Source organism: Plantibacter sp. MMLR14_011, from assembly GCF_001865025.1.
In the GTDB taxonomy this organism is placed as follows: Bacteria; Actinomycetota; Actinomycetes; order Actinomycetales; family Microbacteriaceae; genus Plantibacter; species Plantibacter flavus_A.
In genome coordinates this window covers 1-300 of the sequence record NZ_MJGW01000060.1, presented here as the reverse complement: position 1 = coordinate 300, position 300 = coordinate 1, and the positions used below count along the sequence as shown (strand labels likewise).

At 67.3% G+C, this 300-nt stretch carries 1 protein-coding gene; it reads right to left on the bottom strand.

The features are described 5' to 3' along the window. Positions 1-300: citrate/2-methylcitrate synthase (locus BIU99_RS15960; protein ID WP_305790385.1), on the bottom strand; the 300-nt coding region annotated here is incomplete at both ends.

Below are 300 nucleotides of genomic sequence, written 5' to 3'. Positions count from 1 at the left end.
TTGGCGAGGAGCCGGACGGTCTGGAGCTCGACCTTCTCGGGGTCGTCGACGTCCATGTCGTCCTCGTAGTACGTCGACAGGGCACTGACGGCGCTGGACAGGACGGACATCGGGTGTGCCGAGTGCGGGAGGGCGTCGAACAGACGACGGAGGTCCTCGTGCAGGAGCGTGTGCCGGCGGATGCGGGCGTCGAAGTGGTCGAGCTCGGTGTGGGACGGCAGCTCGCCGTAGATGAGGAGCCAGGCGACCTCGAGGAACGTGCAGTTGGAGGCGACCTGGTCGATCGGGTAGCCGCGGTAG